We start from the raw sequence: 12,895 nt of genomic DNA on the forward strand, positions 1-12,895 counted from the left end.
GGTTTGGCTATGTCGGGAACCATACGGAAAAAGAACGCATCAGAAACCCAGGCTTTCAAGGAGATCATCAACCTGATCCTGTGAGGCAACGACTCCAGCCTTGGAGTGGTCGATCTGCGGCCCATTTTTCAGATTGTCCAGATCGTCAGGATCCTCCGTACGTACCACCTGAGTTTCTGGCATGTTTTCCACCAGAACCTGAATCAGCTCGTTCTCGATACTTTCAATCAACCGCATCATGCGCTGGATAACCTGGCCAGTAAGGTCCTGGAAATCCTGCGCCATCATGATATCCATCAGCTGTTCATTGGTTTTATTCACGACCATCGGCGTTTCTTTCAGAAAATGGCGTGTATCAATCACCAACTCTCGTGCTTCCGGTAACTCAATCGGCGATTCAAACCACTCATCCCAACGGCGCGTCAGCGCCTGTGCTTCTTCACTCAATGTATCCTGGAGCGGGCGGGCGATTTCGACGCAGGTGAGGGCACGATCCGCTGCCTGAGAGGTTTTTCCCACCACGTAGCTGAGCCGATCGCGGGCATCCGGGATGGCCTCCGCAGCATCCATGATGGCCTTATCCAGGCCAAAGCTCGCCATACTGTCACGCAATAAACGAGTCAGATGGCCGATACGCGAGAAGAGATCCTTATAATTATTCTCTGAATGTTCATCCTGTTCGCTAACCATCATTTACCACCCGAGTTTTTCGAAAATCTTATTGAGTTTTTCCTCAAGAATGGCTGCCGTAAATGGTTTAACGACATAACCACTGGCTCCGGCCTGAGCGGCAGCAACAATATTTTCTTTTTTGGCTTCGGCTGTAACCATCAATACGGGAAGGCTGCTGAAATTAGGATCTTTACGAATCTCTGAAAGCAATTGCAGGCCGTCGAGATTTGGCATGTTCCAATCGGTGATAACAAAATCGAAGCGAGATTCACGTAATTTCGTTAACGCATCCTGGCCATCTTCGGCGTCATCAACGTTATTGAAACCAAGATCCTTAAGCAGGTTGCGGACAATGCGGCGCATGGTTGCAAAATCATCAACCACGAGAAAGCGTATATTCTTGTCTACCATTTGATTGTTCCAATAAAATAATGCCCATTTGGGGCTGTTGAAAAATAAGAGAACCAAAAATGTTAATTTTTGCGTAGTTGCCCAGTGATACTGCTAAGCATGCGCTGGCTGATATCTTCAAGATCAACCACTTCGCAGGCGCCATCAAGCGCAATAGCTTCGCGCGGCATACCAAACACGACGCACGTTTTTTCACTTTGTGCCAGTGTCCAGGCACCTGACTGGCGCATACCCAGTAGCCCGCGAGCGCCGTCGTTGCCCATCCCGGTTAAAATGACGCCGACCGCGTTTTTACCTGCTGATTTGATGATGGAGTTAAACATCATATCGACCGATGGCCGGTGGCGATTCATCGGTGGATGCTGATTCAGTCTGATGGTGTAGCCTGTTGAGCTACGCACCAGCTCCATATGGAAGTCGCCCGGTGCGATGTACGCATTGCCTGGCAGGACGCTATCGCCGTCTTCTGCCTCTTTCACCGAAATCTGGCACAGCTTATTCAGGCGTTCAGCGAAAGAGCGGGTAAAGCCTGGCGGCATATGCTGCGTAATCACAATGCCAGGGCTTGTTGCTGGCATGGGGATCAATATCTGGCGAAGCGCTTCTGTGCCTCCCGTAGAGGAACCGATAGCAATAATTTTCTCGTTGCCGACTCGTGGGCCGATAACCTGGGTAAGCGCAGAGGTTTGTGCTCTGCGACCCACTTTCGCCGTCGCCGCAATTCGCAGTTTTTCGGCAATCAGTTTGCTGTACTGCTCCATGCCGTCTTTCAGCCCGATTTGCGGTTTGGTGATGAAATCAACCGCTCCCAAATCCAGCGCGCTGAGCGTAATTTCTGAACCTTTGCTGGTGAGCGAGGAAACCATCACCACGGGCATGGGCCGTAGACGCATCAGACGCTCAAGAAAATCCAGACCGTCCATGCGGGGCATTTCGACATCCAGCGTCAGGACATCTGGATTAAACTGTTTGATCAGATCGCGAGCGATAATGGGGTCGGGGGCGGTTGCTACCATTTCCATATCGGGTTGCTGATTGACGATATCGCTCATAATGCTGCGAATAAGCGCCGAATCATCAACACAAAGTACTTTAATTTTTTTCATTGCGTATCCTGAGCCAGGGCATAAACGGACTGGCCACGTAAACGGAATGGAATAGTCATATTTCCGAAATGCTCAGAATGCCCGGCAAACAGCAATCCACCAGGTTTAAGCATCTTTGCAAATCGTTTCATCAACTGTACTTGGGTCTTTTGATCGAAATAAATCATTACGTTGCGGCAAAATATTGCGTCAAATGGCCCTGGAAGGTTCCAGATTGGATCCAATAAATTGAGCTGCTGATAATGAATACTGGTCAGTAGCTCGTGCTTTATTTTCACCATGTTTTGTTGCGTGCCGGTGCCACGGAGAAACCATTTTTTTTTTTGTTCGGCGGTCATGTTATCCAGATCGGATAGACGGTAAATTCCGCTGGCGGCCGTCTTCAACACACTGGTATTAATATCGGTCGCCCAAATTCGCGGCCCAAGGCTATTGCCTAACGTTTCATTGAGCGTCATGGCAATAGAGCAGGGCTCTTCTCCGGTTGATGCTGCCGCACACCACACGCTATAGCCACCCGCGCGCGCGCGGCTAGCTGCATGTTTAGCTAAGATAGGGAACTGGTACGCTTCACGGAAAAATGAGGTCAGATTGGTGGTTAACGCATTAATAAAGTTCTGACACTCTTCACCGTTTTGGTTCTGTTCCATATAGTCAATGTATTCAGAAAAGCTGCCAAACTTCAGGTCGTTCAACCGCCGAGAAAGACGGTTATAGACCATGTCACGCTTCTGATCGGTGAGGACAATCCCTGCCCATTGATAAATCAACTTACTGATTTTCTGCAATTCAGCATCAGAAAGGGATTTACTGGCATAGATATTTGACTTATCCCGCTGATTAGCTCCTGCCATGATTTTACTCATCTATGGCGTCCTCGCTCTTGAGAACTCTCGAAATCCTGTTCATTTTTTTTTGCCCTATATCGTGGTGAGAATCAAACGTCGAATTTATTCTCTGGGCACTTTCGACAAGAGAGATAAATAAGGAAAAAATTGTATTTATTACAATCGAATAGGAATTCGCTCTAGTGGTTTTGAGACCATGCGATATATTGCCTGGAGCCTGAATGGCTGATTAAACGGCCATGCTCATAATATCCTGATAAGCACTCACCATCTTGTTACGTACCTGAACGCCCAGATTTAAAGCCAGAGACGATTTTTGCAGAGAAACCATGACATCGTTAAGGCCAATGTCTGAAGTACCAGCAACATAACTCTGGGCCTGGCTTTTCGCAGTGCCTTGTAACTGATTAATCTCGTTAATATTGTTAAATAAAATGTCGGAAAATTGTTGCGATTTTTCTGGGGCACCTACAGATCTGAACTTTCCTGTCGATGCAGCCTGCTGAGACTGGAACTGAATTTGCTCCAGAATATTACCCATTGATTGAATAGACATGCTTTTCTCCTCGATTTCTCTTAATAAGAACAATGTCTGGTATTACAGAGTCTTCCTCTTTTTCTGGTGGTGCAGTCTATCACCAGCCAATAAGTAGAAAAAAACCCGATAAGCTGACAGAGATCTCGACTTATCGCCGATTAAAATAATGCGATTAGCGGCTACTATATGTTTCGGGATTTTGTCAGTGTAAATGCCTCATTGATTTCAGTTGGCGGAGTGCTGATTCGTAATATTGCGTCCACATTGCTTAATTTATATTTTTTCAACAAGGCTAAGGCATGAGTGTCACGACAGACGGTAACAAGAATTACGCTTCAGTTAATTTTGCAGCCGTATTAGAGAAATTACGTTCCAATCCGAAAATTGTCCTTATATTTTCTGTAGCGGCAGCAATTTCAATTGTTGCCGGGTTGTTGTTCTGGGCAAAAGCACCGGATTATCGCGTCCTGTATGGCAGTATCAGCGATCAGGATGGCGGAGAAATTGTTACTCAGCTGGCACAAATGAATGTGCCTTATCGTTTTGAACATGGCGGCTCCATTATGGTGCCAGAGGACAAGGTCTATGACGTTCGTCTGAAGCTGGCTCAATTGGGATTGCCTAAAGGCGGAGCTGTAGGGTTTGAACTTTTAGATAAAGAAAAATTTGGTATTAGCCAATTTAGTGAGCAGGTGAATTACCAACGCGGACTTGAAGGCGAATTATCCCGAACCATTGAAACGCTTGGGCCAGTGCGCAGTGTGCGAGTGCATTTAGCTATTCCCAAGCCGTCAATGTTTATTCGTGAACAAAAGCAGCCTTCTGCTTCTGTCACGGTAAATATTAACAATGGTCGTACGCTGGACGCGAGCCAGATCAACGCGATTAGTTATCTTATTTCAAGCGCGGTTTCAGGCCTGAATCCAGATAACGTCACTATCGTCGATCAGAATGGCCATCTACTCACCCAAAACGGCGGGCAAGCGCTGCAAACGTCACAGCGGAAATACACCAGTGACGTAGAAGCGGATTATCAACATCGAATTCAGGCGATCCTGGCTCCGATTGTTGGCAGTAAAAATGTCCGTGCTCAGGTGACGGCGCAAATCGATTTTACGCTTAATGAGCAAACGGCAGAGCAGTATCGGCCAAATACCGACCTCAATAAGATGGCTATTCGTAGCCGCCAAACGAGTGCTTCTGAACAGGGCAATAAAAATGGCGTTGGCGGAGTGCCGGGCGCTCTTAGCAATCAGCCGCCAGTACCTGCGACTGCTCCGCTGACGCAGCCGATAACGTCTGGAAAGAGTGCCGGAGATGCCGCAAAGGCTGCCGGGGATGCCGCGACAACATCAACGACGTCGTTGCAGCCATATAACTCACAAAAGGATGAAACCACTAATTACGAACTGGATCGCACGCTGACGCACATTAAGCGTAATTCAGGGCAGCTTGAGCGTCTTTCCGTTGCGGTGGTGGTGAATTATCAGCTCTCGAAAGAGGGGAAGCCAGAAGCGTTAAGTAAAGCGCAGATGGATCAAATCAATGCGTTAGTGAAAGAGGCGATGGGTTATTCCGCTGAACGCGGCGATACGTTGAATATCGTTAACTCAGCGTTTAGCCAGGCGGATGAAGAACCAGCGATACCACTGTGGAAGCAACCGGAATTTATCAACTTCCTGGTGATTGCTGCACGCTATCTTTTCATCGCGATTATCGCGTGGATCCTGTGGCGTAAGGTTGTTCAGCCAGCATGGGCAAAACAGCAAGAGACGACGATAAAACGTCTGGAGCTGGAAAAAGAGGCCCGTGAGGCAGAAGAGAATGCGAAGGCTAAGATGGGTGAACTAAATGCCCAGGCTCAGGCTCAGCAGCGCGTTGAAACAGAATTGAATGCTCAACACCTACGAACCCTGGCAGAACAAGAGCCGCAGCTTATCGCGCTTGTCCTTCGTCAGTGGATGAATAAGGAAAAACAATAATGAACGCAGCTGAAAAATGTGCGGTTGTTATGTTAACGCTCGGTGATGAGCGGGCCGCAGAGGTCTTTAAATTCCTCAATACTCACGAAGTGACTCAGGTCAGTAGTGCAATGGTGGGGATGGGGAGTGGTTTTACCCACGCGCAGCTGGCGCAAGTGCTGAAAGAGTTCCAGCGTGATTCTGGAGAGTATGCGGCTCTCAACATGAATACCAGCGAATATCTACGCAGTGTGTTGGTGAAAGCGCTGGGCGAGGAACGCGCCACCAGCCTGCTGGAAGATCTGCTGGATACGCAGAGCGGCAGCAATGGTATTGAAACGCTGAACTTTATGGAACCGCAGTCGGTATACGATCTGATTCGTGATGAACATCCGCAGATCATTGCCACTATCCTGGTTCACGTTAAGCGTGCGCAAGCGGCGGAAGTGCTGGCGAAATTCGAAGATCGCGAACGTAACGACATTATGCTGCGTATCGCGACCTTCGGTGGTGTACAGCCAGCCGCGCTCCAGGAACTGACCGAAGTGCTCAACAACTTGTTGCATGGTCAAAACCTCAAACGCAGCAAAATGGGTGGTGTTCGTCCTGCTGCTGAAATTCTCAACTTGATGAAAACTCAGCAGGAAGAAGCCGCGATTGAGGCGGTGCGTGAGTTTGACCATGAACTGGCACAGAAAATTATCGATGAGATGTTCCTGTTCGAGAATCTGGTGTCGGTCGAAGACATCAGCATCCAGCGTATTCTGCAGGAAGTAGAGAACGACTCGCTTCTTATTGCGCTTAAAGGTGCTGATCAGCCGCTGCGCGATAAGTTCTTCCGCAATATGTCACGTCGTCAGGCAGATATCATGATTGATGATCTGAACTCGCGCGGGCCGGTGCGTATGTCCCAGGTGGAAGCCGAGCAGAAGAATATTCTGTTGATTGTTCGCCGTCTGGCAGAAACGGGCGAAGTGGTTATTGGTGGGGGTGAGGATGTCTACGTCTGATCCAGATGTAAAAGGGTGGCAGCGTTGGCAGCCGTCAGATCTCCTTTGTGAATATGTGCCAACCCGGATAGAGCCTGCCGAAGTGGGCGATGACCCGCAGTCGGATGAAATCGTTCAGGCCGAGTTGGCGCACCTCCGCCAGCAGGCTGAGAATAATGGTTTCAAGCAAGGGCAGGCGCGTGGCGTGGATGCCGGGCAAAAACAGGGCTATCAGGACGGCTTCGCTCAGGGACTAGAAGAAGGCATTGCGCAAGGCGTTGCGGAGTCGAAAGAGCAGCAGAAGGCGATTGTGGAACGTTTCTCGCAACTGCTTAAAGAGTTTACGACGTCGCTCAGCAGCCTGGATAGTGTGATTCCATCGCGCCTGGTACAGCTTTCGCTGACCGCCGCGCGATCGGTGATTGGCGAGAACATTGCTTACGATCATACCGTCATGCTGAAGAAGATCCGCCACTTGCTACAACAGGAAACGCTGCTGAAAGGCCACGCGCAACTGCGTGTTAGCTCGGAAGATTTTCTGATGGTGCAGGAAAATCTGGGCGAGGAGCTGAATGCCTTGAACTGGGTGCTGCGTCAGGATGATCAGCTGCTACCGGGCGGCTGCCGTATTACTTCGGAAGAGGGCGAGTTTGACGCCAGTATCTCAACGCGCTGGGAAGAGTTATGTCGCCTCAGCCGGGAGGATTATACATCGTGACGCTTCGCCTTAAAAACTGGCTGGATTTTGTTGATAAAAAGGAACAGGCCATCAGCACGCTGCCCTCTTTCCGTCAGTATGGAAAACTGACACGGGCAACCGGGCTGGTCATGGAAGCCATTGGTCTGAAGCTCCCTATCGGGACGCTTTGCATTGTTGAGCGTAACGATGCCAAAGGCACGGCACGAGTCGAAAGTGAAGTGGTTGGATTTAATGGCCGAAGCCTCTATCTGATGCCGCTCGAGAACGTGGAAGGGATCCTGCCTGGCGCTCGGGTTTACGCACTGGAAAGTGCTTCCGGCATGATTCGTGGCAAGCAACTGCCGCTTGGCCCGGAACTGCTCGGCCGCGTGCTTGACGCCAGCGCCCGTCCTCTGGACGGGTTGCCAGCGCCATCAGGGCAAGAGAGAGGCTCGCTGTTTACGCCGCACGTTAACCCACTGCAACGCGACCCGATTAAACATGTTCTGGACGTAGGCGTCAGAGCGATTAACGGCCTGTTAACCGTGGGACGTGGTCAGCGTATGGGGTTGTTTGCGGGGTCGGGCGTCGGCAAAAGCGTTCTGCTCGGGATGATGGCGCGCTATACCAAGGCCGACGTTATTGTTGTCGGTTTGATTGGCGAGCGTGGTCGAGAGGTGAAGGACTTTATCGAGAACATCCTCGGTAAAGAAGGGATCCGCCGTTCCGTGGTGATCGCCGCACCTGCCGATGTTTCGCCGATTTTGCGTATGCAGGGGGCTGTTTACGCGACGCGCATCGCCGAGGATTTCCGCGATCGCGGGATGGATGTGTTGTTGATTATGGACTCGCTGACCCGCTATGCCATGGCTCAGCGTGAGATTGCGCTGGCGATTGGCGAACCGCCTGCGACCAAAGGATATCCGCCTTCGGTATTTGCGAAGTTGCCCGCGCTGGTTGAGCGCGCGGGTAACGGGGTAAAAGGCGGGGGATCGATAACGGCCTTTTATACGGTGTTGACCGAAGGGGACGATCAGCAAGATCCCATCGCCGATTCTGCGCGCGCGATTCTTGACGGTCACGTGGTGCTGTCACGGCGATTGGCCGAGTCCGGGCACTATCCGGCGATTGATATTGAAGCCTCAATCAGCCGAGCGATGACAGAGCTTATTGATGAGCCGCATTATAAAAAAGTTCAGAATTTCAAACAGTTGTTATCTTCATGGCAGCGAAACCGCGACTTGATTAGCGTTGGCGCATATACCGCGGGCAGCGACCCGATGCTGGATAATGCCATTAAGCTGTACCCCCAACTGGAGGCGTTTTTACAGCAGGGGATTACTGAAAAGAGCAGCTATGAGGCCTCTTATCAGCAGCTTTCCGACATTTTCCCTAATCCCATTCAATCCGTAAGCGAGTAGTGAAACATGGCACATAATGGTCCGATGGATGTTCTGCGCGATCTTGCTGAACAGACCCTGAATAACACCACCAGTCAGCTAGGGAAGGTGCAGCAAACCTACCGTAAAGCAATGAACCAGCTTCAGGAGCTGGAGAACTACGAGCTGGAATACCAGCAGCAGTTCCAGGGCAGTATGGCGGATAAAGGCATGTCGGTTACAACGCTGATTGTCCACCAATCGTTTATTAGTTCCCTCAGAACGGTGGTGAAGCAGCACAATGAACATGTCAAAACCTGTCAGAACTCGGTGAACCAGACGATGCAGTTATGGCGTCAGGATAAGCGACGTCTCAACTCTTTTGAAACGTTGCAAAGCCGCGCCGAGTCAGCTCGGTTGCTGAAAGAGAACCGTCTGGAACAAAAAATGATGGATGAATTTGCCCAGCGAGCCGGCCTCAGGAGTGAGATGTTATGAAAGTCGTTAACTTACCTGTTATCGCGGATGTGCCGACCAGGGCAGAGCCTAAAAAGGATGACACCGCAAGTGCTGACTTCTCGTCAGAACTGGATAATAAAATGGCTTCCGCCCAGCGCAAGAGTGATACCACCGACAGCAAGCGCGATAAGCCTGATGATAGTGACGTAAAAATAAAAACGGACCGTTTAGATATTGCCAGCCAGCTTCCCTCTGTCAGTCATGATGGGCGGGATAAAACGGATAAAAGCAGTGACGATCCTACTCTGGCGGTTATCGACCCTCGTATGGAACAGTTACAGTTGTTGCTGGTGCAGGCAATGCAGCAGCAGCAGACCGATCCACTGATGGCGAACGCCCTGCCGGCTAATCTGGACAGCGCCGGGATGCCGGGAGTCGTACAGGCTAATCTGGATAGCGCCGGGGCGTTAGCGGCGTTGCCAGGCGATATCGACAGTTTTGCTTCACTGGGGGAGGGAGCCTCACCGGAGAAGCTGGCAACGTTAATGGCGTTGGCAGAAAAAGGGGCAACGGATTCTAAAACCGCCGCTGAATTAACGACGACATCAGCTAACAAAGCGCTATTTACCCTCGCCGCAGGACAGCAGAAAACGGTGTCGGACGATCCGGTAAAACAACCCGATTTGTTGCCAATAGCGGGTAACACCGGCGACAGCAAGACCAGCGAGAACCTGTTAACGACCGCACTCGCCGCAACGCCTGTAACGTCACAAGTTAAAATGAGTGCAGAGGGCGCACATCAGGAGGTTCTGCCGTTGGCTGAACATGCGCCTATGGCGCACTTTAGAACCGCGTCAGTCGATACCGTTGTGAAGTCTACCGCTGTGTTGAATCAGGAATTAGGCACTCCGGCATGGCAGAACTCGCTTGGCCAGAATATTTCGTTGTTTACGCGTAATGGGATCCAGAACGCGGAATTACGCCTGCATCCGCAAGAGCTGGGGGCTATACAAATTAACCTGCGGCTGAATCACGATCAGGTACAACTGCACTTTGTCACGGATAACCATCAGGTACGTGCAGCAATAGAAGCGGCAATGCCGCATCTGAGAACAACGCTTGCAGACTCAGGGCTAAATCTTGAACAAAGTAGCGTGGGAGCAGATGCCTCATCTTCGGGTGGATTCTTCTCGCAACCGGGGCATGAAGGCGGCAAGGCAGCATATGATGGGGAAATTAGCGATGCCGCTTTATTGCCGGAAGAGGAAGCAGAAATTCCCGTTAGAATAGTGCGTTATGCAAGCGGTATTAATACCTTTGCCTAATTAACGGATTTATCTCTCTCTTTACGCACATTAATTTTAGATATTCATTGAATTGTTCGGACGCCCGACTGTAATAGAATACATAGCGCATTTGGGTGTCTCTACATGCTCGTTTTAGAGTTATTTCATAACAAGGTTTTTCTTACCATGTCAAAAACGAAACTGAAAAATGCAGGGGGCGGGAAAAAAGGCTCTCTGATTATGGTCATATTGATTGCCATCGTTGCCTGCGGGCTGGCGGGTTATGCTGTATATGAAATGAAAAATATGCAGTCCCAAATGGCAAATTTAAATGATCCGAAAAAGACCCCACCACCAGTTGCGGTTCCTATGTATGTACCACTGGAAACCTTCACTGTTAGTCTTAAACCGACTGAAGCTGAAAATGACCGGGTCTTGTATATCGGTGTGACACTGCGTGTCAAAGATGAACAATCAAAACAGGTGATTGAGAAATTTATGCCGGAAGTTCGCAGCCGCCTGCTTTTTCTCTTTGCGCAAAAAACGGCTGAAGATTTGTCAAGTATTGAGGGTAGAAGCGTATTAATTCATGACATCATGACAGATCTTGGCGTTCAGTTTGCTCCTGGCCAACATGCTACGATTGCTGATGTATTATTTAATGCCTTTATTTTACGGTAATTTTTATGTCAGATAACATATTATCTCAGGCTGAAATTGACCGTCTACTTGGCGGTGGTAGCGACTCTGATAGTGAGTCGGCTATTGATGATGGGACGCAGGATAATGGTATTAAGCCTTACGATCCCAATACTCAGAGGCGAGTCGTTCGTGAACGCTTACATTCACTAGAGATTATTAATGAACGATTCGCACGACAGTTTCGTATAGGCCTGTTTAACCTGCTACGACGTAGTCCTGATATTACGGCGGGTAACGTAAAGATACAGCCTTATCATGAGTTTGCCAGAAACTTACCGGTACCGACGAACCTGAACCTGGTGCATATGAACCCATTGCGAGGAACGGCATTATTTGTCTTTTCTCCAAGCCTGGTGTTTATGGCAGTCGATAACCTGTTCGGTGGTGATGGGCGTTTTCAGACTAAAGCTGATGGCCGAGAGTTTACGCCCACCGAACAGCGAATTATTAAACGTATGCTGTCGATGGCATTGGAAGCCTATGATTCCGCCTGGAGCACTATCTTTAAACTGAAGACTGAATATGTTCGCGCAGAGATACAGGTTAAGTTTACCAATATTACCTCATCGCCGAATGATATTGTGGTTACAACACCGTTTTATGTTGAGATTGGTCCGCATAGCGGTGAATTTGAAATATGTATTCCGTTCAATATCATTGAACCATTACGTGAGCTACTAACTAATCTGCCCCTGGAAAACTCCAGGCAAGAAGATGACTCATGGCGCAACACCCTTACCGCTCAGGTGAAAGAGACTGAGCTGGAGTTGGTTACCAATTTCGCGGAAATTCCAACGAGATTATCTAAAATTATGAGTCTGAAATCAGGGGATATTATTCCTGTGGATAAACCAGATTCAGTTCAGGCCTTGGTCGATGGCGTCCCTGTCCTTTCTGGAAAATATGGCTGCGTTAACAATCAATATGCGCTGAAAGTCGAACGTTTAATGAACACTGCTTTATCATCTTTTAAGAAGGAGTAATTTCCCCATGAGTGACATGACACCGTCTTCCGATGCTGACAAACAATCTATCGATAGTCTTTGGGGAGATGCGATGAGTGAGCAGCAAATGAGTGAAAGTAGTAGCCAGGCTTCCCCCGAAACTAAAGATAATGTGGTCGCAAACTTCTCGGAGGATATTGATCTGATCCTTGATATCCCGGTGAAGATGACTGTAGAACTGGGTCGCACAAAAATGACGATCAAAGAGTTACTGCGGTTAAGCCAGGGGTCGGTGGTTTCTTTAGAAGGATTGGCGGGTGAACCTCTGGATATTCTGATTAATGGTTATCTTATTGCGCAAGGTGAGGTAGTCGTTATTTCTGATAAGTTCGGTATTCGTATTACCGATATTATTACTCCTTCAGAGCGTATGAGTCGTCTGGGCCGATAATGAATCAAGAACAATATATACAGACGCTATCTACTGCAACACCAGATACTAGCACGGCATCATTGCTGACGAATGCTGGTGGTGCACTGGCGTTGGTTTTATTGCTTATTATAGCGGTTGCATGGGTGGCTCGCCGTGCGGGTTTGACGTCAGGCTTAGTGAAAAGTGGCAAACACCTATCCATAGTTGAAAGCCGTTCACTCGGTCAGCGCGAACGGGCTGTCATTATTGAGGTTGAAAACAAATGGCTAGTGCTTGGCGTCACCAGTTCGCAGGTTAGTTGCCTGGCTACGCTGGATAAACCTTTAAGGGATGAAGGTGAGAGTGATTTGGAGAAGAAAGACGAGTTTCAAACAACCCTAATGAAAATACTTAAAAAAAATAAGGTGGAGTCCGTAAAGTAATGGCCAGTCACCTTATTCGTTCTCGCTTTGTATTACCGCTTGGCTGTATTGTTCTGCTGTTTGTCA

The 12,895-nt window shown here is 49.0% G+C and carries 15 protein-coding genes; 10 read left to right on the plus strand and 5 right to left on the minus strand.

What is annotated here, in order from left to right; translation table 11 throughout:
- Positions 1-39: 39 nt before the first annotated feature.
- From cheZ to fliE, 5 genes are all read right to left on the minus strand, one after another.
- Complete coding sequence (gene cheZ / locus AC6I4B_RS03905; protein WP_497769759.1) at positions 40-693, minus strand: protein phosphatase CheZ; 654 nt, start codon at positions 691-693, stop codon at positions 40-42.
- The gene (gene cheY, locus AC6I4B_RS03910) at positions 694-1,083 is read right to left on the minus strand and encodes a chemotaxis response regulator CheY (RefSeq protein WP_497769760.1); all 390 of its coding nucleotides are present in this window, start codon (positions 1,081-1,083) and stop codon (positions 694-696) included. It lies immediately after the preceding gene.
- 62 nt (positions 1,084-1,145) lie between these two features.
- Entirely contained in the window at positions 1,146-2,189 is a 1,044-nt protein-coding gene (locus tag AC6I4B_RS03915) for a protein-glutamate methylesterase/protein-glutamine glutaminase (protein WP_497769762.1), read from the minus strand.
- Positions 2,186-3,043, minus strand: coding sequence for a CheR family methyltransferase (locus AC6I4B_RS03920; protein WP_497771928.1), 858 nt, complete (start codon positions 3,041-3,043; stop codon positions 2,186-2,188). The genes AC6I4B_RS03915 and AC6I4B_RS03920 overlap by 4 nt, the downstream gene beginning before the upstream one ends.
- 223 nt (positions 3,044-3,266) lie before the next feature.
- Positions 3,267-3,593 carry a flagellar hook-basal body complex protein FliE gene (gene fliE / locus AC6I4B_RS03925; RefSeq protein ID WP_497769763.1) on the minus strand — a complete coding sequence of 109 codons (327 nt, stop codon included), beginning with the start codon at positions 3,591-3,593 and terminating at the stop codon, positions 3,267-3,269.
- Between the two features lie 281 nt (positions 3,594-3,874).
- Here fliE and fliF point away from each other — a divergent pair, with 281 nt between their 5' ends.
- The 10 genes from fliF to fliO all read left to right on the plus strand — a co-directional run bounded on the left by fliF (position 3,875) and on the right by fliO (position 12,829).
- Positions 3,875-5,557 (plus strand): flagellar basal-body MS-ring/collar protein FliF, encoded by a 1,683-nt coding sequence (gene fliF, locus AC6I4B_RS03930; protein WP_497769765.1) that lies wholly within the window; start codon positions 3,875-3,877, stop codon positions 5,555-5,557.
- Positions 5,557-6,546, plus strand: a complete 990-nt coding sequence (gene fliG / locus AC6I4B_RS03935) for a flagellar motor switch protein FliG (protein ID WP_497769766.1) — start codon at positions 5,557-5,559, stop codon at positions 6,544-6,546. The genes fliF and fliG overlap by 1 nt, the downstream gene beginning before the upstream one ends.
- A complete protein-coding gene (locus tag AC6I4B_RS03940; RefSeq protein ID WP_497769768.1) occupies positions 6,533-7,243 on the plus strand; it encodes a flagellar assembly protein FliH in 711 nt (236 codons plus the stop codon). Before fliG ends, AC6I4B_RS03940 begins: the two co-directional genes overlap by 14 nt.
- Entirely contained in the window at positions 7,240-8,625 is a 1,386-nt protein-coding gene (fliI, locus tag AC6I4B_RS03945) for a flagellar protein export ATPase FliI (protein ID WP_497769769.1), read from the plus strand. Before AC6I4B_RS03940 ends, fliI begins: the two co-directional genes overlap by 4 nt.
- A 6-nt stretch (positions 8,626-8,631) precedes the next feature.
- Entirely contained in the window at positions 8,632-9,081 is a 450-nt protein-coding gene (gene fliJ / locus AC6I4B_RS03950) for a flagellar export protein FliJ (RefSeq protein ID WP_497769771.1), read from the plus strand.
- Positions 9,078-10,367, plus strand: a complete 1,290-nt coding sequence (locus tag AC6I4B_RS03955; protein ID WP_497769773.1) for a flagellar hook-length control protein FliK — start codon at positions 9,078-9,080, stop codon at positions 10,365-10,367. Before fliJ ends, AC6I4B_RS03955 begins: the two co-directional genes overlap by 4 nt.
- A gap of 147 nt (positions 10,368-10,514) precedes the next feature.
- Complete coding sequence (gene fliL / locus AC6I4B_RS03960) at positions 10,515-11,009, plus strand: flagellar basal body-associated protein FliL (protein WP_497769774.1); 495 nt, start codon at positions 10,515-10,517, stop codon at positions 11,007-11,009.
- 5 nt (positions 11,010-11,014) lie between these two features.
- Positions 11,015-12,013, plus strand: coding sequence for a flagellar motor switch protein FliM (gene fliM, locus AC6I4B_RS03965; RefSeq protein WP_497769776.1), 999 nt, complete (start codon positions 11,015-11,017; stop codon positions 12,011-12,013).
- 7 nt (positions 12,014-12,020) lie between these two features.
- Positions 12,021-12,425 (plus strand): flagellar motor switch protein FliN, encoded by a 405-nt coding sequence (gene fliN, locus AC6I4B_RS03970; RefSeq protein WP_497769777.1) that lies wholly within the window; start codon positions 12,021-12,023, stop codon positions 12,423-12,425.
- Positions 12,425-12,829 (plus strand): flagellar biosynthetic protein FliO, encoded by a 405-nt coding sequence (fliO, locus tag AC6I4B_RS03975; RefSeq protein ID WP_497769779.1) that lies wholly within the window; start codon positions 12,425-12,427, stop codon positions 12,827-12,829. The genes fliN and fliO overlap by 1 nt, the downstream gene beginning before the upstream one ends.
- Positions 12,830-12,895: the final 66 nt, after the last annotated feature.

The organism is Kluyvera fluvialis (assembly GCF_059725275.1).